At 34.4% G+C, this 26,149-nt stretch carries 30 protein-coding genes; 28 read left to right on the top strand and 2 right to left on the bottom strand.

Going from position 1 to position 26,149, the window contains the following annotated elements:
* The first annotated feature begins 56 nt into the window (after positions 1-56).
* From spoIIAA to D8M06_RS02575, 10 genes are all read left to right on the top strand, one after another.
* Positions 57-410, top strand: coding sequence for an anti-sigma F factor antagonist (gene spoIIAA / locus D8M06_RS02620; protein WP_121202792.1), 354 nt, complete (start codon positions 57-59; stop codon positions 408-410).
* Positions 407-847, top strand: a complete 441-nt coding sequence (gene spoIIAB / locus D8M06_RS02615) for an anti-sigma F factor (protein WP_121202791.1) — start codon at positions 407-409, stop codon at positions 845-847. Before spoIIAA ends, spoIIAB begins: the two co-directional genes overlap by 4 nt.
* Before the next feature lie 11 nt (positions 848-858).
* Positions 859-1,614: an RNA polymerase sporulation sigma factor SigF gene (gene sigF / locus D8M06_RS02610; protein ID WP_121202790.1), complete on the top strand. Its 756-nt coding sequence runs from the start codon at positions 859-861 to the stop codon at positions 1,612-1,614.
* An 856-nt stretch (positions 1,615-2,470) separates the two neighbouring features.
* Positions 2,471-3,094, top strand: a complete 624-nt coding sequence (locus D8M06_RS02605) for a stage V sporulation protein AA (RefSeq protein ID WP_121202789.1) — start codon at positions 2,471-2,473, stop codon at positions 3,092-3,094.
* Entirely contained in the window at positions 3,072-3,503 is a 432-nt protein-coding gene (locus D8M06_RS02600; RefSeq protein WP_121202788.1) for a stage V sporulation protein AB, read from the top strand. The genes D8M06_RS02605 and D8M06_RS02600 overlap by 23 nt, the downstream gene beginning before the upstream one ends.
* Positions 3,504-3,584: 81 nt before the next feature.
* Positions 3,585-5,009 (top strand): spore germination protein, encoded by a 1,425-nt coding sequence (locus D8M06_RS02595; RefSeq protein WP_121203084.1) that lies wholly within the window; start codon positions 3,585-3,587, stop codon positions 5,007-5,009.
* Between the two features lie 85 nt (positions 5,010-5,094).
* Entirely contained in the window at positions 5,095-6,402 is a 1,308-nt protein-coding gene (lysA, locus tag D8M06_RS02590; RefSeq protein ID WP_121202787.1) for a diaminopimelate decarboxylase, read from the top strand.
* Positions 6,403-6,485: 83 nt separating this feature from the next.
* A complete protein-coding gene (locus D8M06_RS02585) occupies positions 6,486-6,923 on the top strand; it encodes a peptidylprolyl isomerase (protein ID WP_121202786.1) in 438 nt (145 codons plus the stop codon).
* A 9-nt stretch (positions 6,924-6,932) separates the two neighbouring features.
* Entirely contained in the window at positions 6,933-7,385 is a 453-nt protein-coding gene (locus tag D8M06_RS02580; RefSeq protein ID WP_121202785.1) for a site-2 protease family protein, read from the top strand.
* 182 nt (positions 7,386-7,567) lie between these two features.
* Complete coding sequence (locus D8M06_RS02575) at positions 7,568-7,936, top strand: GNAT family N-acetyltransferase (RefSeq protein WP_121202784.1); 369 nt, start codon at positions 7,568-7,570, stop codon at positions 7,934-7,936.
* A gap of 76 nt (positions 7,937-8,012) precedes the next feature.
* On the opposite strand, the gene D8M06_RS02570 is transcribed toward D8M06_RS02575, so the two are convergent.
* Positions 8,013-8,096: a YjcZ family sporulation protein gene (locus D8M06_RS02570; protein WP_060668722.1), complete on the bottom strand. Its 84-nt coding sequence runs from the start codon at positions 8,094-8,096 to the stop codon at positions 8,013-8,015.
* A 146-nt stretch (positions 8,097-8,242) separates the two neighbouring features.
* Here D8M06_RS02570 and D8M06_RS02565 point away from each other — a divergent pair, with 146 nt between their 5' ends.
* The 15 genes from D8M06_RS02565 to D8M06_RS02495 all read left to right on the top strand — a co-directional run bounded on the left by D8M06_RS02565 (position 8,243) and on the right by D8M06_RS02495 (position 22,497).
* Positions 8,243-8,980: a segregation/condensation protein A gene (locus D8M06_RS02565; RefSeq protein ID WP_121202783.1), complete on the top strand. Its 738-nt coding sequence runs from the start codon at positions 8,243-8,245 to the stop codon at positions 8,978-8,980.
* Positions 8,981-8,983: 3 nt separating this feature from the next.
* On the top strand, positions 8,984-9,577 hold the full coding sequence (scpB, locus tag D8M06_RS02560; protein ID WP_121202782.1) for an SMC-Scp complex subunit ScpB: 594 nt from the start codon (positions 8,984-8,986) through the stop codon (positions 9,575-9,577).
* A 135-nt stretch (positions 9,578-9,712) separates the two neighbouring features.
* Positions 9,713-10,567, top strand: coding sequence for a superoxide dismutase (locus D8M06_RS02555; RefSeq protein WP_121202781.1), 855 nt, complete (start codon positions 9,713-9,715; stop codon positions 10,565-10,567).
* Positions 10,568-10,691: 124 nt separating this feature from the next.
* The gene (locus tag D8M06_RS02550) at positions 10,692-11,804 is read left to right on the top strand and encodes a D-alanyl-D-alanine carboxypeptidase family protein (RefSeq protein ID WP_121202780.1); all 1,113 of its coding nucleotides are present in this window, start codon (positions 10,692-10,694) and stop codon (positions 11,802-11,804) included.
* Positions 11,805-11,808: 4 nt separating this feature from the next.
* Positions 11,809-12,396, top strand: coding sequence for a nucleoside recognition domain-containing protein (locus tag D8M06_RS02545; RefSeq protein WP_121202779.1), 588 nt, complete (start codon positions 11,809-11,811; stop codon positions 12,394-12,396).
* The gene (locus D8M06_RS02540; RefSeq protein WP_121202778.1) at positions 12,397-12,927 is read left to right on the top strand and encodes a spore maturation protein; all 531 of its coding nucleotides are present in this window, start codon (positions 12,397-12,399) and stop codon (positions 12,925-12,927) included. It abuts the gene before it with no gap.
* 166 nt (positions 12,928-13,093) lie between these two features.
* Entirely contained in the window at positions 13,094-13,825 is a 732-nt protein-coding gene (locus tag D8M06_RS02535) for a pseudouridine synthase (protein WP_194074611.1), read from the top strand.
* Between the two features lie 54 nt (positions 13,826-13,879).
* The gene (gene resA / locus D8M06_RS02530) at positions 13,880-14,452 is read left to right on the top strand and encodes a thiol-disulfide oxidoreductase ResA (protein ID WP_121202777.1); all 573 of its coding nucleotides are present in this window, start codon (positions 13,880-13,882) and stop codon (positions 14,450-14,452) included.
* A gap of 34 nt (positions 14,453-14,486) precedes the next feature.
* Positions 14,487-16,130, top strand: a complete 1,644-nt coding sequence (resB, locus tag D8M06_RS02525; RefSeq protein WP_121202776.1) for a cytochrome c biogenesis protein ResB — start codon at positions 14,487-14,489, stop codon at positions 16,128-16,130.
* 38 nt (positions 16,131-16,168) lie between these two features.
* Positions 16,169-17,356, top strand: coding sequence for a c-type cytochrome biogenesis protein CcsB (ccsB, locus tag D8M06_RS02520; RefSeq protein ID WP_121202775.1), 1,188 nt, complete (start codon positions 16,169-16,171; stop codon positions 17,354-17,356).
* 147 nt (positions 17,357-17,503) lie between these two features.
* Positions 17,504-18,220 (top strand): response regulator transcription factor, encoded by a 717-nt coding sequence (locus D8M06_RS02515; protein ID WP_121202774.1) that lies wholly within the window; start codon positions 17,504-17,506, stop codon positions 18,218-18,220.
* Positions 18,220-19,977 (top strand): ATP-binding protein, encoded by a 1,758-nt coding sequence (locus tag D8M06_RS02510; RefSeq protein WP_121202773.1) that lies wholly within the window; start codon positions 18,220-18,222, stop codon positions 19,975-19,977. The genes D8M06_RS02515 and D8M06_RS02510 overlap by 1 nt, the downstream gene beginning before the upstream one ends.
* A gap of 160 nt (positions 19,978-20,137) precedes the next feature.
* Positions 20,138-20,563 (top strand): DUF4430 domain-containing protein, encoded by a 426-nt coding sequence (locus D8M06_RS02505; RefSeq protein WP_121202772.1) that lies wholly within the window; start codon positions 20,138-20,140, stop codon positions 20,561-20,563.
* A 203-nt stretch (positions 20,564-20,766) separates the two neighbouring features.
* Positions 20,767-21,297: an RNA polymerase sigma factor SigX gene (gene sigX, locus D8M06_RS02500; RefSeq protein ID WP_121202771.1), complete on the top strand. Its 531-nt coding sequence runs from the start codon at positions 20,767-20,769 to the stop codon at positions 21,295-21,297.
* Positions 21,298-22,497, top strand: a complete 1,200-nt coding sequence (locus D8M06_RS02495) for a hypothetical protein (RefSeq protein ID WP_121202770.1) — start codon at positions 21,298-21,300, stop codon at positions 22,495-22,497.
* A 108-nt stretch (positions 22,498-22,605) separates the two neighbouring features.
* Here D8M06_RS02495 and D8M06_RS02490 read toward each other — a convergent pair whose 3' ends face one another.
* The gene (locus tag D8M06_RS02490; RefSeq protein WP_121202769.1) at positions 22,606-22,857 is read right to left on the bottom strand and encodes a ferredoxin; all 252 of its coding nucleotides are present in this window, start codon (positions 22,855-22,857) and stop codon (positions 22,606-22,608) included.
* A gap of 124 nt (positions 22,858-22,981) precedes the next feature.
* Here D8M06_RS02490 and D8M06_RS02485 point away from each other — a divergent pair, with 124 nt between their 5' ends.
* Genes D8M06_RS02485 through D8M06_RS02475 form a run of 3 tightly spaced genes read left to right on the top strand, consistent with a single transcriptional unit; the run spans position 22,982 to position 26,148 of the window.
* On the top strand, positions 22,982-24,046 hold the full coding sequence (locus tag D8M06_RS02485) for a YpbB family protein (RefSeq protein ID WP_121202768.1): 1,065 nt from the start codon (positions 22,982-22,984) through the stop codon (positions 24,044-24,046).
* A gap of 1 nt (position 24,047) precedes the next feature.
* Positions 24,048-25,595, top strand: coding sequence for a RecQ family ATP-dependent DNA helicase (locus D8M06_RS02480; RefSeq protein ID WP_121202767.1), 1,548 nt, complete (start codon positions 24,048-24,050; stop codon positions 25,593-25,595).
* Positions 25,582-26,148, top strand: coding sequence for a CPBP family intramembrane glutamic endopeptidase (locus D8M06_RS02475; protein ID WP_121202766.1), 567 nt, complete (start codon positions 25,582-25,584; stop codon positions 26,146-26,148). Before D8M06_RS02480 ends, D8M06_RS02475 begins: the two co-directional genes overlap by 14 nt.
* The last annotated feature ends 1 nt before the right edge of the window (position 26,149 follow it).

The raw sequence follows: 26,149 nt of genomic DNA, 5'->3' as shown, positions 1-26,149 counted from the left end.
TTAGCCCTTTCTATAAAGAAAAAGAAATATACACAACAAAGTGAGGAGGAAATGAAATGGGGCTTCATTCAATGTTTGATGTAAAAGAAGATGTGTTAATTGTTAGACTTTCTGGTGAATTAGATCATCATGAAGCGGAGAGTTTACGAGATAAATGGAAGGATATGATATATACCAACCCAATTAAGCATGTTATTTTAAATCTAGAACATGTAACATTCATGGATAGTTCAGGTTTAGGAGTTATTTTGGGAAGGTATAAAGAAGTGCTGCAGTTAGGAGGAGAGATGGTTGTTTGCTCCATCTCCCCATCAATCAAACGTTTGTTTGAAATGTCTGGTCTGTTTAAAATCGTAAGACTAGCAGAAAGTGAAGCATTTGCATTAGAAACTTTGGGGGTGGCTTCATGAGAAATGAAATGGTAGTTGAATTTTCTAGTATTAGTGAGAATGAGGCATTTGCAAGGGTTACGGTAGGTGCTTTTATTACACAATTAGATCCTACTATGGATGAACTAACAGAGATTAAAACGGTAGTCTCAGAGGCAGTAACCAATGCGATTATCCATGGTTACAATAACGAGCCTGATCATAAGATTAAAATTAAATGTGTAATTGATAATGGTGAGATTGAACTAATCATTCAAGACACCGGAATAGGCATTGGTGATATCGAAAAAGCAAGACAACCACTTTATACATCCAAACCCGAATTGGAAAGATCTGGAATGGGTTTTACCATAATTGAAAACTTCATGGACTCTGTTAAGGTGACATCTTCGCCTACTGAAGGAACAAAGCTATGTATGAAAAAGCAACTTGTAAAATCAAAGACGGTATATAATTAGGAAGTATGCCGATGAATGTAAACGTAAAAAAGAGTAAAAGTGAAGAGACCTTAACAGATGAACAAGTAAAAGAATATATTTTTCAAAGTCAACAAGGTGATAAAGATGCGCGTGATATTTTAGTCGAGCGAAATATTCGACTTGTTTGGTCTGTTGTCCAACGTTTTATTAACAGAGGGTATGATCCAGATGATCTGTTTCAAATCGGGAGTATTGGGTTAATAAAATCCATTGATAAATTCGATCTCTCTTATGATGTAAGATTTTCTACCTATGCAGTTCCAATGATTATTGGAGAAATTCAACGTTTCATTAGAGATGATGGCAGTGTGAAGGTGAGTCGTTCATTAAAGGAAGTCGGAAATAAGATAAGGAAAAAGAAAGATGAATTAACGAAACAATTTGGTAGGTCTCCTACTGTAAATGAGATAGCTGAAGCGTTAGAAATTACACCCGAAGAAGTGGTTCATGCGCAAGAAGCATCGAAATCACCACATTCTATACACGAAACTGTATTTGAAAATGACGGAGATCCAATTACTTTGCTTGACCAGATTGCAGACCAAGATACGAAATGGTTTGAAAAACTAACTTTACAAGAGGCTATAAAAAATCTCAGCGAACGCGAGCGTTTAATTATATTCTTGAGGTATTATAAAGATCAAACTCAAACAGAAGTAGCTGAAAGGTTAGGTATTTCTCAAGTACAGGTATCCAGACTTGAGAAAAAGATATTAAAAGAGATGAAAATTAATATGGATCCATAAGACAATTTAATGAGTAAGTTAAATGACCACCTAACTCATACTAACAGTTAGGTGGTCATTTTATTTTTTGAGTAATAAGACTATATACTTAAGTATTGTTGCTATTAAATGTGTCGGAATTGATAGAAACTCCTGATTTATTTAATTCAGAATAGTTAGCTCTCGCTTACACTTATGAATGTTTTCTGCTGTCATTCGCTCCGGCAGAATACTCCGCTTTCCGCGGGCACGGCTTCAGCCTCCTCGCGGAAAAAGCGCCGCTGCGGGGTCTTCAGACTCGTGCTTTCCCGCAGGAGTCTCCGTATTCTGCCTCCGCTATATTACATGCACTAGATATTTTTAAAGCTAAACTTCATAATTTTACGTTTAGGATAGTTGGTCCTTCTAGAATACAGAATCTTTCTAGTAAAAATTAGGTAGAGCAGGAACTAAGCGGAAATACACGGTGACTCTTTGAAAAAAGAAGACCACTTTTTTCTGCGTGCGATGTTTCGCTGCCGAATCGTTCCTTGTCCTGCGGGAAGAAGAGCATCGGTGAGACTGCGTAGTGAGGGGACTACTTGAATATACTTCCTTGTTCCCTTGCACCGAGAAAGCCCGCTTCGAAGCACTACTGGAAGACGCAGGCGCACACGCTTTTCAGCACGAAGGAGGCTCACCAGCTCCCCGCGGAAAGCGTAGTGTATTTCCGTAGCGGAGACAAAGTAGTATTCTGAATTAAAGATATTAGAACTCTATATACTATGCGAAGTAAATTATAAAAGAAGTTTCAATCGTTATAAAGCAGGCACTCATAAAAAAGACATTCTTGGTTCATACTAAATACACAGTAACAATATTAAGGAAGGGATTGCCTGTGACTAATGTTGTGTATTTGAGAATGAAAAAGAATGTTAATCTCCATGAAATGAGAGAAATATATTTAAAGGATATTGCTTATGTTTCGACACCTGATTCTTCTTTAAAAAGTAAATTAGAGCGTACACCAATATATCGGATAACAAAGAAAGACAAAAATTTAGTTGTTATAGACAGCATTTTAATCATAGAGCACCTAACTAGATTGCACGAATCAGTAGAGATTCAACTAGTGGGGACAAATCAGACGATTATAAGGGTCATGCAACCTAAAAATTCTAAATCCTCTATATTAGTGATAACTTGTGTCTGGATTTTGTTATTTATCGGGACATCCATGACTATTATGAACTTTCATTACGATGTCAGTATGCAGGAAGTACATCAAAAGCTTCACTATTTATTGACAGGAGAAAAGAGTGAATTCCCTCTCTGGATACAAATACCATATTCTTTTGGTTTAGGACTGGGAACGTTATTATTTTTTAATCATTGGTTTAATAAAAGATTTAATGAGGAGCCAAGTCCGCTTGAAGTAGAAATATTTAATTACCAACAAGACCTCGATAATTACTTAAATCATAAAGAAAATAAGATGAATATTGGAAAACCTGCTGATTAATTTATTGCAACTCATAATTGGCTTCAGTGGAGGTCTTGCAGTGGGCGGTGGCTTTGTAGCATTTATTACGGTTCTAGGAATTATTCCTAGACTTATTCAACTCAGCAAGTCTTATAAGCTTATTAAAGTATATAGTGCTTGTGTCGTTATGGGGTTACTGTTTGGATCTTATCTTTCTTTTGCTGAAGTCAATCTAAAGCATCCGGTATTATTATTGATAATTTGGGGATTATTTCACGGGATTTTTAATGGTTTGTTAGCAGCTGCTCTTACCGAAGTTCTCAATGTTTTTCCAATCATAACAAGAAGAATTCGATTAGAAAAAAGTCTTCTTATTTTGCTGATGGCCATTATGTTTGGCAAGGTTATCGGTTCACTATTTCAATGGACCATATTTGTGAAGCTGTAAGGAAAGCGAGGGAGTCAAGTGAGTAAGAAAACAAATAATAAAGTTCCAGTATCTGCACATATAACCAAAAACCAAGAGTATATGGAAGAAAAATTAGGACTTGAAGTATCTTTCGATGTTGGTTTTCGTGAACTTATTGTTTTAAAAAAGAAAGTACAAATATATTATGTAACTGGTTTATGTGATACTTCAACTATACAGGAACTAATGAAGAAAATAATTGAAATCAATGATTTCGAAAGTAATAACCGGAAGCTACCTGAAATTATAAATAATCGTTTGGTTCACCAGCAAGTAGATCCAGTTGAAACAATGGATGAAGTGGTGGACCAAGTTCTCTCAGGTTTAGTAGCTGTATTCGTACAAGGAGAAGACCAGGCATTAATAGTAGATGTTAGAAGTTATCCAGGTAGAACTCCTCAAGAACCAGATACAGAAAAAGTAATTCGTGGCGCTAGAGATGGTTTTACTGAAAATATCATTGAGAATACAGCACTTACTCGAAGAAGAATACGAGATGAGAGATTGCGACACGAAATGTTGAAAATCGGTGAACGTTCTAAAACAGATGTTTGTATAAGTTATGTGCAGGATATCGCTGATGAAGGCTTAATAAATATAATAAAGGAAAAGATTGAAACAATTGATGTAGATGGTATTTCGATGGCTGACAAAACGGTTGATGAGTTTTTTATTGAAAGGAAATGGAATCATTATCCATTGGTTAGGTATACAGAAAGGCCAGATGTTGCTGCCAGTCATTTACTGGAGGGGCATGTATTGGTTATGGTAGATACATCACCAAGTGTAATTATCATCCCTACCACGTTTTTTCATCATATGCAACACGCGGAGGAGTATCGACAAACTCCATCCATTGGGACATTTATACGATTAATTCGATACCTTGGTGTATTTGCTTCCTTATATCTATTACCTGTTTGGTTATTATTTGTATTAGACCCAACCTTGTTGCCAAAGGAATTATCCTTTATAGGGCCAAACGAAGAAGGAAATATTCCTATTATGGTCCAGATTATTTTAGCTGAAATCGGAATTGAGTTTTTACGGATGGCTGCTATTCATACACCGACCCCCTTATCTACTTCCATGGGACTGATTGCAGCGGTATTAATTGGACAAATTGCCATTGATGTAGGCATGCTTAGTCCTGAAGTGATTCTGTATGTTTCCGTTAGTGCCATCGGGTCTTATGTAACTCCTAGTTATGAATTGAGTGTTGCAAATAAGTTAATGGGAATATTTTTGATTCTATCGGTCGGTTTCTTTGGTGTTCCAGGTTTTGCAATAGCTTTTGTTATTCATATGTTGTATCTAATTAATTTAAAATCATTAAAAACTCCATATTTATGGCCGTTCATTCCTTTTAATGCAAAAGCGATGGTTCATACTCTATTACGTATTCCAGTACCGTACGCTAATGAAAGACCTATTGTAGTACATCCAAAAAATAATTATAGACAGCCAACGAAAAAAAAGAGCTAACTGACATGGTTAGCACTTTTTTTTTCCGCTTCTATATGGTAAAGTGTTTTTATTCATTTTATTTGAACATTCGGGGGAATATTTTATGATTACAAATTATCATCCATTTCCCGTTAATGATAACGGGCACCTAGAGATAGGTGGAATTGATACGGTACAGTTAGCAGAAAAATATGGCACACCTTTATATGTATATGACGTTTCAATCATACGTCAAAATGCTCGTGACTTTGTAAATACGTTTCAAAATCTTGGAGTAAAAGCTAAAGTTGCTTATGCAAGTAAAGCATTTTCATCTATTGCAATGCTACAAGTTGCTAAACAGGAGAATTTATGTTTAGACGTTGTTTCAGAAGGAGAATTATACACAGCTTTACAAGCTGGATTTCCGAAAGAAAGAATTCACCTTCATGGAAATAATAAAAGCCAAGAAGAAATTGCAATGGCAATAGAAAATAAAATTGGCTGTATTGTGGTAGATAATTTTCACGATATTAAACTGATTGACGCCTTAACAAAACAAAACAAAGAAAAAATAGATGTGTTAATGCGAGTTACACCAGGGGTTGAATCACATACACATGAATATATTATGACAGGAAATGAAGATTCAAAATTTGGTTTTGACTTACAAAACGGACAAGCAGAAGAAGCCTTTAAACTTATACAAAATTATGATTCCATTCAGTTTAAAGGACTTCACTGTCATATTGGTTCGCAAATATTTGAAACAGAAGGTTTTGAAATAGCAGTCGATATGCTATTTCGTGAATTAGAAAAATGGAAGACAATTTACAACTATACGCCTGAAGTTGTAAATCTGGGTGGTGGATTTGGTATCAGGTATACGAAAGAGGATAAACCATTACCACACCATGTATATGTTGAAGGATTAGTTAAATCTGTTGAAAAACACACAAAAGCACTGGATATGCCAATGCCGGAAATCTGGATTGAACCAGGTAGAGCGATTGTAGGGAACGCAGGGATTTCGTTATATACCATTGGAGCAATGAAAGATATACCAGGAGTACGTCAATATATTTCAGTTGATGGAGGTATGACAGATAATATTAGACCGGCATTATATCAGGCGAAATATGAGGCAGTGGTTGCAAATAAAGCGAATGTTCCTGTTTCCAATAAAGTATCTGTAGCAGGAAAATGTTGTGAATCAGGTGATATGCTTATCTGGGATTTAGATGTCCCAGAGGTTGATCATGGAGATGTTTTGGCAGTATTTTCAACGGGAGCTTATGGCTATTCGATGGCTAGTCATTATAATCGTATTCCTAATGCAGCAGTTGTCTTTGTAGAAAATGGAGTAGATAAATTAGTTGTTAAGAGAGAAACGTATGAAGATGTTGTGAAAAATGACCTCTCGTATGAATAACTGAGTATAACATCCTTTTGAATTATTACTATTAAATGATAAAATAACTATGTTAATATAAATTTATTAAAGGAGATTATTACATGTCTAAAAAAGGATATATTTTAATGGAAAATGGAGAAAAGATTGAAATTGAATTTTTCCCAAATGAAGCACCAAATACAGTAGCAAACTTTGAAAAGTTAGCAAATAGTGGATTTTATAATGGAGTAACATTCCATAGAGTAATTCCTGGATTTGTTAGTCAAGGAGGAGATCCTACAGGAACTGGAATGGGGGGAAGTGGTACCACCATCAAATGTGAGACGGAAGGAAACCCACATAAGCATGAGGCTGGTAGCTTGTCCATGGCGCATGCTGGCAAAGATACTGGATCAAGTCAGTTTTTTATTGTGCATGAACCGCAACCGCATTTAGATGGAGTCCATACAGTTTTTGGAAAAGTAACTTCAGGTCTCGAAACAGCTAGAGCTATGAAAAATGGTGATATAATGACAGAAGTGAAGGTCTTTTCAGAATAATATTGATTGATGGTAATGATTAAGATTGTTGTATTTTTAATATTTTTTATTGCACCAATCAGTACATTGATACATGAATTAGGACATGCAGTTGCTGCACGATTGCTGAGAGCAGATTTCGTTTCATTATTTATTGGAAAAGGTAAGAGATTAGTAACCTTTAACATTTTTCAAATCCAATTTGTTGTCAATTCTTTCTTCATATTGGGCGGACATACTATGAGTTACAAGAGTCCGCCCTACAATATGTATGAGTCCGTGTATGTTACGTTATTTGGTCCGCTCTTAAATGGTATTGTTGCTTTTATTTTGTCTATTTTCTATAGTATACAAGCAAACATCTATATTGAAATTGCTATTTGGTTTAACTTATGGTTATTTTTTGTGAATTTGATACCAATAAGGTTGAATGAAAGACAAACAGATGGTTATATTGTATACAAAATGTTGAAAAAGTATTAATTTAATGGGTTAAAAGTATAAATTGGTTAATTTTGGTTTATACTAATACGTATACTAATAATTTTATGCAGTTATTGACAAACATCATAATTAGTGCAATAAATATTATATATACTTCTATAGACATAGCATGATTATTTTTTAACAAATCATCTAATAGTCTTATATTAAGAGGGGTCTTTATGTTAATTCGGTTTAAGAAGAATATGGAAAAAATAGCAATGGGACTATTGTCTTTTATGCCTGATGAGAAAAAAGATGTAAAAAAATTGCAGCAAACGATCAAGGAATATGAAACGAATGCAAACTGGCATTTATTCTTATGGAAAGAAGATGATGATGTCCTCGGAGCAATCGGTGTTAGGATTGAATTTGAAAACAATGTTATTGTGCAACATGTTTCGGTGAACCCATCCCATCGTAATATGGGGATTGGTAAAAAAATGATAAATGAACTAAATCGATATTATCAAGAAAAGTATACTGTTTTTGCAAGTGAGGAAGTCCAGGAATTTTATAAAAAATGTAAAATGGATAATGTCCAAAATTAAAACAAGAATTCTCAAACAGTAAGCCAGCCCTTATAATAAAGGGCTGGCTTTTAAGTGAAAAAGTGTTCCTATATTTTTAGAACCAAGCAGCACCAACGATAATTAAAAGAATGAACAATACGACGATTAACGCAAATCCTCCGCTATAACCATGACTCATAAAGAAACTCCTCCTTTTTCTTCTTTACATAAATGTTTTATGGTAACATTTATCTTACGTTAATAACTTATGTTGACTTACGTTTTGATGTATAGGCGCTTGTTACAATATTAAATAAATTGCGAGGAAAGAAAGGAAGAAAATCAGTGAATCAAGCATATCAGGTTAGATTAGATGCATTTGAAGGTCCGCTTGATTTATTACTGCATTTAATAAATAAATATGAAATAGATATTTATGATATCCCTATGGCTGAACTAACTAAGCAATATATGGACTACATTCATACCATGCAGCGCTTGGAATTAAATATAGCAAGTGAATATTTAGTAATGGCTTCCACTCTTGTAGCGATTAAGAGTCAAATGCTCCTTCCAAAGCAGGAAATGGAAGAAGAATCGGAAGAATACATGGAAGATCCTCGAGAAGAATTAATGGAGCGTCTGATTGAATACCGTAAATATAAAGAAGCGGCATCTAGATTAAAAGAAAAAGAGGAAGGGGCTAACCAGATATTTACCCGTGCTCCTTCTATATTTAAAGAATTAAAACAGGAAAAAAAGCCAGTTACTCCAGGAAATGTTTCGGTTTATGATATGTTAAATGCACTCGGAAAAATGTTTGAACGAAAAAAATGGAACACTCCGCTAGATACGAAAGTCAGTCGTTCCGAAATCCCAATTGAAGAACGTATGACCGATGTGCTGAAAATGGTGAAAAAATCGAAAAATGGAATCGCATTTGACCAGTTATTCCCATACCCTTCACGTACACACGTTGTTGTCACATTCATGGCATTATTGGAATTAATGAAGGCTCGTGAGGTTTACTGCAAACAAGAAAAACACTTTGAGGCATTATATGTATATTGTATGGAGGCATAACTTGTGGAAATATCAGAATTAAAAGCAGTTATTGAAGGACTTCTTTTTGCAAGTGGTGATGAAGGGATTACCATCCAACAATTAATAAAAATATTGGATATACCTGATGATACTATTCATCATTTAATTGAGGAGTTGAAATTTGAATACGAAAGAAGAGACCGTGGCATTATGATTATGGAATCTAATAATGTTCTTCATTTAACAACGAAGCCTGAACATAGTGAGTATTATAAAAAATTGCTAGAAGTTCCAGAATCAAGTCGAATGTCACAGGCAGCTCTTGAAACACTTGCAATCATTGCGTATCGCCAACCAATTACCAAAACAGAGATTGAAGAAATTAGAGGCGTGAAAAGTGACCGACCAGTACAAACGCTGGTTGCAAGAGCCTTAATTGAAGAGATTGGTAGAAAGGATAGTGTAGGAAGGCCAATCTTGTACGGTACAAGTAAAGAGTTTCTAACTTACTTTGGTTTGACCTCTTTAGAAGAACTTCCACCTTTACCTGATTCAAATGACTCTGATGACGTTAACCAAGAAGCGGATCTTTTCTTTGAAAGGTTCAATGAAGAATTAGAAAATAATAACGACTAACTAAAATCCTTACTAAGTGTAAGGATTTTTTCTGTTATTCCCGAGAATTTTCGAACTGGTGGCACTTAATCATCATAACCATATAGATTTGCACACAATGAATTATTGGGCATATGGTACATTGGGGGTGTTACGATGGAAAGTTATATAGATTATCTAAGAAGGCTCAAAGCTTGGGGAGAGGCATTGAAAGAAAATGTTCAGGCAGAAAGACTCTCACAGCTGATTGACGAAAAATGGCTGAAAAAACTTGATGATTTCTTGAACAAAATTGAGGAACATATTGCCAAACAGGAAGTATCATACGAAGAAGTACGATTATTACAAAATAAAGGAAAAACACTTTCAAATCTGATAAAAACAAGTAATACTGAAAAGGCTATTCCATACGGTAAACATAAACTACCGGCATTACCCTATGCTTATGACGCTCTTGAACCGTATATCAGTAAAGAGATTATGAAGCTTCATCATGAAAAACATCATCAATCGTATGTAGATGGGTTGAATAAGGCTGAAGAAGAATTATATGTAAAGAAAGCGGATAGTGATACAATGAAACATTGGTTAAGAGAACAAGCATTTCACGGTTCTGGCCATTATTTGCATAGTATATTTTGGAATAATATGACCCCGAATTCATCGAAACAACCAATAAAAGAGGTACAAAATAAAATAGATAATGATTTTGGTTCGTGGCAAAAATTCAAGAAATTATTTTCCGATGCAGCTAATTCTGTAGAAGGAGTTGGATGGGCAGTTTTATCCTGGAGTCCAATAAGTGGTAAATTAGCCATACAGACATTTGAGAAACACCAATTATTTCAAGTAGCAAACACTATACCGTTGTTGGTCCTTGACATGTGGGAACATGCCTATTATTTGCAGTATCAAACGAACAAGGGTAAGTATATAGATAATTGGTGGAATGTTGTCAATTGGGAGAATGTAAATAACAGATATTTAACAGCAATAAAAATTCATATGTAACAGGTCTTATAGGTAACACAATATTAGCTTCCTGAATTATGGTGTTCATATGTAAAATTGTTCATAACGGGGACGGTCTTGCATAAAATGTATGGACACCATATCTGTGGGAGGACAATCAAAAATGAAAATAAAATATGTAATGCTTATCGTTCTATTATTAATTGTTCAGCTGATTTACCCAACAAAAGGACAAGCAGCCCCAGGAGTATCTGCAAATAACGCTGTTTTAATTGAAAAATCTACTGGACGAGTACTATTTGAAAAAAACGCTCATAATCAACAATCCATTGCAAGTATAACCAAAATAATGACTGCGATTATTGCTATAGAATCAGGCAAAATGGATGAAAAAGCTACGGTAAGCAGAAACGCGATTTATACCGAGGGGTCATCTATCTATTTAGAACAAGGGGAAAAAATGACCATTCGTGATCTAGTATATGGGTTAATGCTTCGATCAGGGAATGATGCTGCTGTGGCGATTGCTGAACATGTTGGTGGTAGTGTTGAAGGGTTTGCATTTTTAATGAATGAAAAAGCAAATTGGTTAGGGATGAACAACACCCATTTTGACAACCCGCATGGTCTCGACTCGGACAGCCATTACTCAAGTGCATATGATATGGCGATGCTGATGAGATATGCTATGGAGAATGCGGAATTTAGAGAAATCACTGCAGCAAAATCTTATAAATCAGAAGACAGAACTTATAGCTGGCAAAATAAAAACAAATTACTTACACAATTCTATGAGTATTGTATTGGTGGTAAAACAGGGTATACAAAAGCCACAGGAAGAACTTTAGTGTCTGCGGCAAGTAAGGATGGAATGGAGTTAATAGCAGTTACGTTAGATGCTCCGAGTGACTGGAAAGACCATATGGGAATGTTTGATTGGGCTTTTGATAATTACGATATGGAATCTATCGTTGAAGAAGGCCCAGTCAAATTTAACCTAATCAACTTAGACGAGAGTGCTGCTGGTTATGTAAGGGAAACGCTGAACTATCCGCTTACAGATGAGGAGAAAAAAAATCTAACTTGGAAGAATTATATACTAAATAATCTAAACGATTTAGAAAAGCCTGATTCAACCATTATTGGAAAAACTGTATTTTACTTAGAAAATGAGAAAATTTTGGAAACCCCTATTCATAAGGACAATCCCGAACCAGAACGACCTAACTTTATTTCTAATCTAGTATCTTTTTATCAGAAAGTAACAGGGATGTAATACTATGGTTAACGTTATTTGGATGTTTATGGCAATAGTAGGAATAGTTTATGCTATGTTTAATGGAACTATGGAAGAAGTGAATAAAGCACTATTTGAAAGTGCAAATGAAGCTGTAAAGCTATCAATCGGTCTAATTAGTATTCTTGTATTTTGGTTAGGCATTATGAAAATTGCAGAAGAAGCTGGTATCCTAAAAGTACTAACCCGATTGTTACGCCCGGTTGTGGTTCGAATATTTCCTGAGATTCCTAAAGACCACCCTGCATTAGGATATATTTTATCTAATTTCACAGCAAATATATTTGGGTTGGGAAATGCTGCAACTCCTTTAGGGATAAAGGCAATGGAACAGATGAAAGAGTTAAGCGGGACAGATACAGCATCTAGATCCATGATTACATTTCTGGCTATTAATACAGCTGGCTTAACTATTATTCCGACAACCATTATTTCCATTCGAATGCAATATCATTCTGTTTCGCCAACAGAAATCGTAGGCACAACAATTATTGCCACCGGTATTTCATTAATTAGTGCTTTATTATTGGATCGATTTTTCTACTATCGCAGCACTAGGAGGAAGAAATAAATGGGGGTTATTACAGCAATCAGCACTTGGCTGATACCAAGTTTTTTATTAATTGTTCTTATCACAGCAACATGGAAAAAAATACCTGCGTATGAATTGTTTGTTGAAGGAGGGAAGGAAGGTGTCAAATTGGCATTCTCTTTACTTCCTTTTTTAGTAGGAATGCTTGTATCTATATCGATTCTCAGGAGTTCAGGGGCTTTAGAAGCATTAATAAATTTTATTTCACCACTACTAATGTTAATTGGTGTTCCACCAGATATTGTCCCGTTAGCTCTAGTTAGACCGATATCTGGGAACGCAGCTTTAGGCGTTACTTCAGAATTGATTGCAACGCATGGTCCGGACTCCTTTATAGGCAGACTTGCCTCGACTATGCAAGGGAGTACAGATACTACATTATATATATTAACTGTATACTTTGGAGCGGTAGGAATTAAAAAAATGAGATATGCCGTAAAAGTTGGACTATTAGCTGATTTAGTTGGTATAATTGTATCAATCATAATTGTTACCCTGATATTTGGGTAATGCTAATGAGTAGCGTTAACTGTGTGTTAACGCTATTATTGTGTAGAAAGGAATTAGTTAGAAATATCTCTTATTCGACTCAATTTTGAACTAGGATTTTCTCTATTAATTGTTGTTGATGGAAAGTCAAAATAAATTAAAGCATGGTGATAATATGACAAACAACTTGGAAAGATTGCAAAAAGTAATTGCCCAGAGCGGAGTAACTTCAAGAAGAAAAGCAGAAAATCTTATTCTTGAAGGAAAAGTGAAAGTCAATGGAAAAGTAATAACTACACTTGGAACAAAAGTTACGCCTGATGATAAAGTGGAAGTTAACGGGGTTCCGTTAGAAAAAGAAGAGCCAGTTTATTATTTAATGTATAAACCACGTGGCATTATATCAAGTGTGAAAGATGACAAAGGGAGAAAGGTTGTAACAGATTTATTAAGTGAAGAGATAGAAGAACGACTCTTTCCTATAGGAAGGTTGGATTATGATACATCAGGGATTTTACTTTTGACCAATGATGGGGAATTTGCAAATCTTCTTATGCATCCAAAACATAAAATTGATAAAGTTTATGTTGCTAAGATAAAAGGCCTTCCACCCAAATCTGATTTGACCAAGATTAAAAAGGGTGTTAAATCAGAACAAGATATTTTAAAAGCAGTAGGTTATAGAGTTCTATCATCTGACAAGAAAGCCGGAACTACCATACTTGAACTAACTCTTCATGAAGGGAAAAATAGACATGTTAGAAGAATGATGGAGGCACTTGGATTTCCTGTATTAAAACTAAAAAGGGAAAGGTATGGGTTATTAACATTGGATGGTTTAAAACCAGGGGAATATAGAAAACTTACGCCTAAAGAAGTTAAACAAATGCGAAATCTGGCTATAAAAATTGTTAAATAATTGTCAAATTTGTTAGATTTTAGCATGTTATAATGGGCTGAGGAGTGATTGGGATTGAGTTTAGAAAATGCTAAAAAGTCTAAAAGAAAGAAAAAAAGAAATCGATTAATCTTTAGGTCTGTTATATTAGCGGTATTGATAGGGGCAACCATTTTCACAATTGTTTCGAATTCAAAGGCAGATAACTCCATATATCGTGCAGGAGATATGGCGCCTGATTTTCAATTACAACAAGTAAATAATAATAATGAATTAGAAACAGTTAGACTTAGTGACTTAAAAGGGAAAGGTGTCATGCTTAATTTCTGGGGAACTTGGTGTAAACCATGTGAAGAAGAAATGCCATACATGCAATCCTTATACCCTGAATATAAAGAAAGAGGAATTGAAATTGTAGCAGTTAGCTTAGATAATACGGAAATCGTTATAGACCGTTTTATTGATAAATATGATTTAACATTTCCAGTTCCTCATGATAAAACGGAAGAGGTAATGGATTTATATAAAGTAGGTCCACTCCCAAGTACTTTTTTTATTAATCCAGATGGTGAAATAACAGAAGTTGTAAATGGTGCCCTTACATTAGACAGATTAGAGGAATCATTTCAAAGTATATTACCAGAATAACTTTAGCATTTAATACAACTGTGAGGGGTTAACTATGAGAAAAGTAAAATGTGAATGTGGACACGTGAACCCATTAGGTACGGTTTTGTGTGAATCCTGTGGGAAACCTATAGCAGGTAATCAACATATTGACGGTAATGATGGGAAAAAGTTATTGAATATGCGCTATGATGGGATGGCAAGACGGTCACAAACATATACCAAATCGTTTGTTGATCGAGTTTGGAGCTTTTTCTCCTCTGTAAAGGTGGGAGTATGGTTAATAGTGATAGCATTAGTTGCTTCTATGGTTGGTACCATATTCCCTCAAGAAATGTACATACCTCCGGATGCACCAAACCGTGCTCCTTCTGTCTATTATGAGGAACAATATGGTGTTTTTGGACTTATTTTTTATCAATTAGGACTTCATAATTTATATTCTTCTTGGTGGTATATGATACTAATTGCTTTAATTGGTGTTTCTCTTGTCATTTGCAGTTTAGACAGATTTGTCCCTCTGTTTAAAGCGTTAAGAAACCAAAAGCCAAAAAAGCATAAATCATTTTTAAGCAGGCAGCGACTATATAGTGAATCTTACGAAATTACGGACGAAGAAGTAGTAAAACTTAAGGAAAAGTTAAAGAAACGCCGATACAAACTAACGGAAGCAAATGGGCATATCTTAGCAGAAAAAGGTAGATTCTCCAGATGGGGTCCATATGTTAACCATATTGGATTAATCATTATATTATTGGCCGCCATACTGCGGTCAACACCCATATTTTATATGGATGAGTATGTATGGGTTAGAGAAGGTGAAACAACGGTTTTACCTGGATCAAACGGTGAATATTACGTTGAAAATAAAGATTTTATCTTAGAAACTCATGATGATGAACGATTTCGAGAGACGTTAGAAAAAGAAGGGATGGTTGCTAGTAATTATCAAACAGATGTAGTTGTTTATAAGGCGACTAGACCTATACCAGGGGCTGAACCAGAATTGGAGCCGATTGTTGAAGATTCTATTCAAATGAATCAACCATTAGAGTTTGATGGCTATGAATTGGTTCAGTCAGGCTATCAATTGAATGAATTCACAAACATGACATTTAAAATCCATGAAACAGATGATTCAAATGAAGAATCTTTAGGTACTTTTACAGTCAATTTAATGGAGCCAGAATCTGAGTTTGTTCTGGATAATGGTTTTAGGGTAGTTTTAGATCAATATTATCCTGATTATTATTTAGATGATGATGGTATTCCAGCTTCCGAAACTAACTTTCCGCGAAACCCTGCATTTGTATTTTTTGTATATCCTCCTGAAAGTGAAAATGCAGAAGTTAGTTTCCTGGGAATAGGAAAAAACATTGACGCAAGTGGAGAAAATGAATATAAATTAGGAATTGCTGATTTTGAAATGCATGACGTAAGTGGTTTATCATTTAAATATGACCGGTCCTTACCATTCTTTGGAATTGGTGCCGCCATATTTATGATTGGTGTTATTCAGGGTATGTACTGGCAACATCGAAGAATTTGGATAAACCGCACGAAAGATGGAGAACTTTTAATGGCTGCACATACGAATAAAAACTGGTTCGGTGTTAAGAAAGATATTGAAACAGTAATAGAAGATACGAATATTAAGATGGTGGATGATCAACAGGAACTAGATGAAAAAGAGAAGTGATACCTGTAGGTTTTGGATCAAACGAGGAGGATATTGTGATGGATTTAGTAAATTTAAGTAGTACGGCGCTTTATACAGCGTTTGTACTTTATTTGATAGCAACGTTTTTCTTTGGGGCAACGATTAGAGATAGAAGAACAGATGGCAAAAAAGGAAATGCTGGGAAAATTGCTATCATAATAACTGTTATTGGTTTTCTAGCACAACTTGTTTATTTTATAGCAAGATGGATAGCTAGTGGACACGCACCTGTGAGTAATATGTTTGAGTTTCTAACATTCTTGGGTATGGCCCTAGTCCTTGCCTTTATTATTATTTATGGGTACTATCAATTAAGCTTTTTAGGGTTATTCGCATTACCAATTGCCATGATAATCATTGCTTATGCTAGTATGTTTCCTACAGAATTAGCTCCATTAGTTCCTTCGCTGCAAAGTCACTGGTTATATATTCACGTAAGTACTGTTGCATTGGGACAAGGAATTTTGGGTGTTAGTTTTGTCGTAGGATTGATGTATCTTATCAAGCAAGTAGATCAATCCGTAAAAAGTAAAGGAAGAACATGGCTTGAATTTGTTCTATACTTATTATTTGTACTTATTGGTTTCGTCGTTATTACATCTGCATTTAATATAGCAAACTATAATGCTACATTTGAATACTCTGCAGGTAATCAGGTGATTGCGACAGAATATCACTTACCAGCAATTGCCGCACCAAACGATAGTTCATTAGTTACAGAAGGAGTGATGAAACCTTGGTTTGAGACACCAGGTTGGTTCCAAGGAGAGGATGCAGGACGGAAATTTAATACCGTTATTTGGTCTATCATTTCAGGAACGATTCTTTATCTTGTTGCTAGACTCCTGTTTAGAAAACGTATAGGAGCAACGATACAGCCGCTTCTTAAAAATGTAAAAGCAGATTTGCTAGATGAAATAGAATACCGATCAGTAACCATCGGATTTCCAGTATTTACTTTAGGTGGCCTAATTTTTGCTGCAATTTGGGCGGAAGTTGCCTGGGGTAGATTCTGGGGATGGGATCCAAAAGAAGTATGGGCGTTAATTACTTGGTTCTTCTATGCAGCATATTTGCATTTACGTTTATCACGAGGATGGCATGGTAAGAAGTCAGCATGGTTAGCGGTGATAGGCTTTGGTATCATAATGTTTAATTTGATTGTTGTTAACCTAGTCTTAGCTGGATTACATTCCTATGCATAAACGGTTCCTTAATTAATAATATATGTTGGGTTTATGAAAGTATGTTAAGATAAAGACGAGGTAAATAGAGGAATTACCTCGTTTTTTTATACATTTTATGAAGTTTGATTTATAATTGTATTAGATAGCTGAAGTAGGGGGATTCACATGGACCAAGAGACAAAAATATTAGTTGTTGATGATGAAGAAAGAATCAGAAGACTAATTCGTATGTATCTAGAAAGAGAAGAGTACATTGTAGAAGAAGCAGAAAATGGAAAAGATGCGTTGGAGTTAGCTCTAAATAATGATTATGATGTAATAATTCTTGATATAATGATGCCGGAAATGGATGGAATTGAAGTATGTCAGGAACTAAGAAAAGAGAAAACCACGCCTGTCATTATGCTTACGGCAAAAGGTGAGGAATCGAATCGTGTTCAAGGCTTTGAAGTTGGTGCTGATGATTACATAGTAAAACCATTTAGCCCTAGAGAAGCGGTTTTACGTGTGAAAGCATTGCTCAGAAGAGTAACCGCATCTTCGTTTAATGAACAAGAATTACCACCAAAAGATTTGCTGGTATTCCCACATATCACGATTGATTATGATGCTCACAGAGTAACGGCAGATGGTCAGGAGGTTAGCCTAACACCTAAGGAATACGAATTACTTTGTTTCCTGGCTAAATCTCCTGATAAAGTATTTAATCGAGAACTGTTGCTAAAAGAAGTATGGCAATATGAATTCTTCGGAGACCTTAGGACAGTTGATACGCATGTTAAGCGTTTACGCGAGAAATTGAGCAAAGTCTCTAAAGAAGCAGCAAAAATGATTGTAACTGTATGGGGTGTTGGTTACAAATTTGAGGTAGATGATAAGTAATGTTTTGGCGTAGTGTAGTTGGAAAACTAGCAATAACCATCTTATTGCTAGTTTGTTTTGTGTTGTTTATATTGTCGATTTTTTTATTGCAGTTTTTTGAGAATTTTCATGTTGATAAGGCGGAAGAAGAAATGCTGCAAACAGCCACAAAAATATCTTATCTGGTTGAACAACAAGAGGATAAACAGTTTATTCATGATACTGGAGATCTAATCAAAAATCCTTCCAGCCGCGTTGCTATTATCTACCCAAATGGGGAGTACTGGTTATCAAATACTACGGATGAATCATTACCCGAGTTAGAGAAAGAATGGATAAGTAATGATCAGGACTTAATGAAAGTTCTTACAAGTGATACAGAAATAAAACAGGAAAAGATTTTGACAAATAGGAATACGGAAGCCATTATTGTTGGAAAGCCTATTACAGAGAATAGTGGTATCTTCGTTTATCAATCAACGGAAGAAATTAGCCAAACGAAAGCGGAAACGAGAAAAATCATCTATCTTGCAGCTGGCGTAGCTATTATTTTAACTACCTTTTTTGCGGTTTTCCTATCTACTCGTATTACGTCCCCACTTATTAGAATGCGAGAAGCAGCACATGATTTAACTAGGGGGGAATTTAATACAAAGGTACCTATCTTAACTCATGATGAAATAGGAGATTTGGCCATTGAGTTCAATCGAATGGGAAGACAATTGAAATTTCATATTAATGCATTAAGGCAGGAGAAAGAACAATTTTCCAGTATTGTTTCATCGATGGCTGATGGAGTGGTAACACTAAATAGAAATGGAGATATGATTGTCACTAATCCTCCCGCTGAGAAATTTTTAGAGAATTGGTATTTTGAGAATAATAGCGATTCCCAAGAACTATCTAAAAGATTACCAACAGAGCTAAATCAAGTTCTGCAAGAAGTAATCGGAGGAGAGGAAAAAGTACTCAGAGAAATTGCTATTCAGGGTAGAAATTATGTGATGTTAATGACTCCCCTTTATGATGGTTCTCATGTAAGAGGAGCTGTAGCAGTAATACGCGATATGACGGAAGAGCGAAGATTGGACAAACTCCGAAAAGATTTCATCGCTAATGTATCCCACGAACTTAGAACACCTATTTCTATGATGCAAGGGTATAGTGAAGCAATTGTGGATGATATCGCTGAAAGTAAAGAGGAGAAAAATGAACTAGCAAAAATTATTCATGAGGAATCCCTAAGAATGGGCCGTCTAGTTAATGACTTATTAGATATAGCTCGAATGGAAGCTGGACATATTCAGCTAAATAAAGAAAAAATTGAAGTAGAAGGATATGTGGAACGAATTATAAAGAAATTCCAAGGTATCGCGAAAGAAAATCAAATTGAATTAACCTTATCAAAAGATATCGATTTTTCCACAGCCACATTTGATCCAGACCGAATCGAGCAAGTTTTTACTAACTTAGTTGATAATGCTATCCGTCATACGAATGAAAATGGATTTGTTCAAGTGTCGGTAAAAAATAACCAAGAAACTTTCGATGTATCTATTGAAGATAATGGTAGTGGTATTCCAGAAGAGGACTTGCCATTTGTGTTTGAACGTTTTTATAAAGCGGATAAATCTCGTACCAGAAATAAAAAGAAAAAGGGAACTGGTTTAGGATTAGCGATTGCAAAAAATATAGTCGATGCACATAAGGGAATAATTAGTGTGAACAGTAAAATCAATCAAGGTACAACATTTACTTTAAAGATTCCACACAAATAATGGAACAAGTTTCAAAAGCTTCGAGGGTGAGTATTTGACATTAGAATATGAATATTAAGTGGTAAATGATTGGTACTTTTTCGTTTATCATAAAAAGCTAACTCGTTAAGCGGGTTAGCTTTTTATGACAAAAATTAATGACGAAAGGATAGTAGAGAGAATGAAAAAAAGACATTTTATATTTATTGTTTTATTTTTAATTATTGGGGGATTGGCAGCTTGTTCTTCAAATAGTGATCAAACACAAAATAACGCTTCTACTAGTACTACGAATAGTTCTCAAACAGAAGAAGTAGCAGAAAATCATGTTCGTATTACTGTCTCAATCAATGATGGAGAAGAGTTTGTGACTGAAGATGAAGTACCTATTGAAGATGGGGACAACTTATTGGATAAGATGGAAGAACACTTTTTTATCGAGCAAGAATCGGGATTTATTACTTCGATAGAACGGGTGCAAGCTAGTGAAGAAGAAAAAACAGCATGGATTTATTCTGTGAACGGCGAAACACCAAATGTAGGTGCAGCAGATTATGAATTGGAATCTGGTGATAAAGTAGTATTTGACCTACAACCATGGGAATGATGTAAATAAATGTATTTTTTATCGTAATGATAGGTAGGTATTTTTAAACAAGATCATGAACCAACACTATCATCGTGTACCAACTAATTTTATAGTTGGTATTTTTTATTTTTTCCTCTATAGTAATAATTGAATCTTTCTACATAAAGAATGTAACTTTTTTGTAACAGAAAACGACAAAACATAAAGAACGGAGGAAATATATGAAAGCCGTTTTTGATAAGCTATATGATAGGTACCATCAGGATTTGTTTCAATTTGTTTTTTACATGGTTAAAGATAAACAATTAACAGAAGATATCGTTCAAGATGTTTATATTAAAGTGCTTAAATCATATAGTTCCTTTAAAGGGGATAGCAGTGAGAAAACATGGCTTTTTTCGATTGCAAAACATGTTACTTATGATTATTTCCGCAAAAAGAAAAGGACATCCCAAAGAATACTTGATTTCTTTGATTGGAGTGAAAAAGGAGAAAGCATACCTGATCAGCAGGCTCTGCCAGAGGAAATAGCCATTCAAAATGACGAATTAAAAAGGATCTACAGTTACTTAGATACGTGTACACTTGACCAAAAAAGTGTCATCATACTAAGATTTATCCATTCATTCTCCATAAAAGAAACAGCTGACATATTAAATTTCAGTGTTAGCAAAGTAAAAACCGTACAACATCGAGGATTGAAAACATTAAAGAAACATCTGGAAAAGGATCAGAAAGGAGGAGAGATATAAATGAAACATAATGAATGGAACGTAGAAGAAATAAAAGAACAGCTAAAGAGATTGCCCAATATCGAGGACAGCAGAGATAAAAACATATTATATCAAAGAATCTCCTCTGACTTAAAAAATGGAAATGATAATCATAATAGAAGAAAATTAAACAAATTACTTCCCATACTGGGTTCCGTTGTAGCGATCCTTCTTATAGGAATTATCCCGTTAACATTAAATAATACTTCGTTTACTAATAGTGAGCAAGACAGTATGTATCATACGCAATCTGCAGAGGATTCTACTTTAGATAAAGAATCAACGGCACAAGAAAAGAATGCACAAAAGTTCGATACAGAGGAAGAACAGGGTGAATCTAGCGCGCCTGTCCCAGAAGAGAATATAATACTACAAATGAATCATAATCAATTGATAAGGAATTCTTTGAAAGAAAATGAAAAGATCATTTATGGTGCCATATCTGATGAACAATTTCAATACGCTATTCCTGTCACCTTTATTATTCCTAAAGCAGAAAATTTAAGCGAACACTATAATAAACTTGAGGATTATTTAAGTGAAGAAGGGCTTATAACTGATTATTATATGCTAGAGGATGTATCTTACAATATTCTTACTTCCAATCAGGAAGTCGAAATAAATCTTCCAGATAACTTTTCTGTAAATAGTTCAGCTCAGGCATACATGTTTGAAAAACTCATTGAAGCGATGTTCGTGCCGATGGGATTAAAAAAAGCCACTTTCCATTCTGCCAATTCGGAAGGTGTTGAATTAGGTCCGTATGGTCAATTGAAAGAAATGTCATTGGATCATGAAAGTAAGGAGAGTTATAAATTATACAGCGATGATTTTCTGGTACCAATACCTCATGAAGAGGAATCAACTGTAAACGATGCTATTCTGGAAATGAAGAGAAGTCAAGAAGAATTTGATATTATTCAAACAATACCGAATGAAATTGATTTTGATATAAAATCCTCGGGTAATGAGCTTGAATTAATCTTTGATGGCGACATAAAAGAACCTGATAACCAGCAATTGATAATAATGATTGAAGCAATCTTAATGACTGCCAAAAGTTATGGATATAATCTAGTTCAGTTTCAAAATATGCCCTTAGACCAGGTAGGAAGTTATAATCTTAGCCAACCTTTAAAAGTACCAGAAGCTGTCAACCCCTATGAAATAGAACAATAAACAATTAATACTAACATATATGTACGAAAAGCCAAAAAGTGTTATTGATTTTCTAATCAATAACACTTTTTAAATGGGTATTGGTAAAGTATAATGAAATATAGTTAATTATTCTTCATCTTTTAAAGGATTTCCATTAAATGAAGTTTTGGATAGTTTTATGGAATCTGTTGGGCAACCTTCATAAGCATCCAGTACATCGTCTTCCATATTATCTGGAACGGCTTCTATACCTTGGTTTTTATCTAATTGACAAAAGGACAAACCTTCGTCGTCATAATCAAATATGTCTGGTGCTGATGCTCCACAAGCTCCACATGCGATGCAAGTTTCTTTATCTACGATTGTATATAAAGGCACTTTGTACCCTCCTAAAATAAATTAAACCAACCTAAATAAACTTTACTGTCTAATTGTAAAACTGATCTTAAAAATATTCAATACAAGGTTATGAAAGTTATAGATTAAGGTGGTGAAATGATCATTGATCTTGAAATGGATTTTACTTACATGTTACAAGCATTTAAATGGAGAACGCACTACTTCCAGTATATTTCATTTATTGAAAGGAAAACGATCCATACAAACTGTCCAAGATGCACACATATATAAGTTGGATCAATATTATGGTATACATAAGAGAATAAAGAAAGTAGATATTGATGCTGTAACACAAGAATTATTACGAGCAGGTTATATACAGCATCATGCAGTAAATGAATCTTCTTTTATTATAACGGGTCCCGGAATAGAATGGCTTGAAAAACATACCATTGATATATTTTTTAAAGGTTTAATGTATTATGAGAAATCGGACGTGTTTCTTGATAGATTGTTGTTATTAATACAAACCTTAACGAATAGTAAAGAAAATAATTTTTCTTTTATTCCAATTGTTGAAAATCCAAAAGTGGAGTTTTGGGTGAAACAAATTTATCGTAAAGTCAAAGGAAAGGAAGCTAGCTTTCTACGTAATCTTTATAATGAATTACATATTATACTGAATCAATTTCCAGATAAGGAGGCAGAAATTTTTGTTGACCGTTTAACAGCTTATAAAAATTTTGGATTAAGTTTGTTTCAATTAGCAGAGAAACATCAGATTACGGAAGATGATGCCCACCTTGTTCATACTAGCTCGATCCATCGAATCCTAGAAAAAGTAGAAAATGATTCAATAGAATTTCCGGTATTATCATTGTTCTTAAAGGGCCTATCGAATGAAATGATGTCACAAATAACTATTTCTGCGAAAGAAACATATCAATTGTTACAGAGTGGTTATACGATTGAGCAGATTGCCTTTACAAGAAGATTAAGAGAGAACACAATTAATGACCACATTGTGGAAATTGCTTTATATTTAGATGATTTCCCTATTTGGAATTATGTAAAAGAACAAGAGCAGACAGAGATACTTCAAGCAATTAATCAAGCAAAATCTCATAAATTAAAAGAAATAAAAAGTCGAGTTAGTGAACACATTAATTATTTTCAAATTAGGCTAGTACTTGCAATGCAAGCAAGATTACAAAAACAGGGTGATTAGAGTGGATAAGGAAATTGTACTCGAAAAAGAATTAGAAAAACATTTTCAATTTACTTCCTTTCGTGAAGGACAAAAAGAAATAATTCAAGATGTGCTAAATGGAAAGAATGTACTTGGTATATTGCCAACAGGATCAGGCAAATCGATTTGTTATCAATTACCGTCTGTGTTGCTAGAAGGGTTAACGATAGTCATATCCCCTTTAATATCATTAATGATTGATCAAGTTAAAAAGCTAAAAGCACATAATTTTAAAAAAGTCGCCAGCTTAAATAGTTTTATGAACCCAATGGAAAGAAGACGTGTTATTAATAACATGCATCAATATAATCTATTATTTGTTTCCCCTGAATTATTACAACAGGAACATATCATGAAATTATTGCAGAGATTGCAGATAAGTTTATTTGTCATTGATGAGGCGCATTGTATTTCTCAATGGGGGCATGAATTCCGTCCAGACTACTTAAGACTTAGTGGAATCATAGAAAAATTAGGTAATCCAACTATCTTAGCTTTGAGTGCCACAGCAACTCCTAGTGTTCAAGATGATATTATCTCTTCATTAAAAAAACCTAAGATGAGAAAACATGTTTATCCTATGGACAAGCCTAATATCTCTTTTTGCGTGGATAAATTAGAGAATGAACAAGAGAAAATCGAGAAAATAGTCGAATTACTATCTACCTATCGAGTGCCAACTCTTATTTATTTTTCCAGTCGAAATACGGCAGAGAACGTTGCGAAATTATTATCTGAAAAGCTAAAGGAAGTACAAGTTGCATTTTATCATGCAGGCATGGAACCTAGTGATCGAATGATCATTCAACAACAGTATATGAATGATCAGCTGGATGTTATATGCTGTACAAGTGCGTTCGGAATGGGGATTGATAAAGCTAATACTCGCTTAATCATCCATTATCATGTTCCATTGCAACTCGAATCTTTCATTCAAGAGATTGGAAGAGCTGGTAGAGATGGGAAATCCAGTGTGAGTCTACTTCTTTTTTCAAGACAGGATATCAATATGCCAAGTAATATGATAAAAAATGAGTTGCCGGGTCAATCTGTTTTATCAATTGTTTATCAATATTTACATCATCTGTATAATGAAGGAAAGGATTTACCTGATGAAGAAGTAGAAATAGAAAATATACTTCAGATAAATGAAATACAGTGGAGATTTTTACGTTATCAATTAGAAAAACATGGTATCATTAAAGAAAATAAGATAATTGCTACTCCCGAAACATGGAAAGATGTTTTCCAATCTATCTTTCATATTATTAAAAGTCGAAATAAACATAAAGAAAATAAATTAGCTGAAATGTTAAAATGGATTCATGATGATAATTGTTTAAGACAAAGTCTTTATAAAAGTTTTCAGCCTTTTAGTTCTCAAGCGACTTATCAATGTTGTAGTAACTGTGGATTTTCCTGGAATGAATGGGTACCAGAGCAAACAGTAACAGAAGTTAAAAGACAGTCAAATTGGCAAATACAGCTTAAAAGATTATTGATTGGTGACACTAATGAAACAAAGTGAGATTATCAAGCGATTATCTGACAAGGAGTTAAAGAAGCAAGTATTCCTATCACAAGGTCTTTTATTAATCGTTGGAGTAGGATTGAGTTTTATCTTTTTTGATACTTTTGCAGATTGGAATTCCATAATGGGATGGAAACCTAAGCAAATTCTTTTTTATGGTGTGATTCCTGGGTTAGGTATTGTCTTACTGGACATTTTTATAATGAGAATTTTTCCTGAAAAGCATTATGATGATGGGGGTATCAATAAGAGAATTTTTAAAAATCAATCGATAGGCTTTATATTTGTTCTTTCTTCTCTTGTTGCAATTTCTGAAGAATTACTTTTTAGAGGTGTTTTGCAATCTGTATTTGGATATCTAATTGCTAGCATTCTCTTTGCAGTAGTCCATTTTCGTTATTTTACGAAACCAGTGTTACTTCTTTCCATTTTTAGTATAAGTTTTTTAATCGGTTATTTATTTGAAGTGACAAATAATTTATATGTGACCATTGCTTTTCATTTTACGGTAGATTTTGTGTTGGGATTAATAATTCGCTTTAAATTGTGAG

Origin of the sequence: Oceanobacillus halophilus (assembly GCF_003628505.1) — a bacterium.
Lineage (GTDB): Bacteria > Bacillota > Bacilli > Bacillales > Amphibacillaceae > Oceanobacillus > Oceanobacillus halophilus.
This window is presented reverse-complemented; position numbering and strand designations above follow the sequence as displayed.